At 71.3% G+C, this 247-nt stretch carries 1 protein-coding gene; it reads left to right on the top strand.

The features are described from left to right. Positions 1–247: translation initiation factor IF-2 (locus KVS67_RS12575; protein WP_217565505.1), on the top strand; the 247-nt coding region annotated here is incomplete at both ends.

The following is a 247-nucleotide window of genomic DNA, read 5'->3' as shown; positions in this document are numbered from 1 at the left end:
CGCTCAACCTCATCATCAAGGGCGGCGCGTCCGGTGCCGGCGGGGCGCTCGCGGACTCGCTGCTCAAGATCGAGGTCGGCGAGGACGAGGGGCAGCTGCGCGTCATCCACCGCGGCGTCGGCGCCATCACGCAGAATGACGTGGACCTGGCGACCGTGGACAACGCCATCATCATCGGCTTCCACGTGCGCCCCGCCGAGCGGGTCGCCGACCTGGCCCACCGCGGGGGCGTGGGCATGCGCTTCTA

Origin of the sequence: Micrococcus sp. GbtcB5, from assembly GCF_019091605.1 — a bacterium.
GTDB classification, from domain to species: domain Bacteria; phylum Actinomycetota; class Actinomycetes; order Actinomycetales; family Micrococcaceae; genus Micrococcus; species Micrococcus luteus.
The sequence above is the reverse complement of the archived record's forward strand: the minus strand, read 5'-3'. Positions and strand labels throughout refer to the sequence as shown.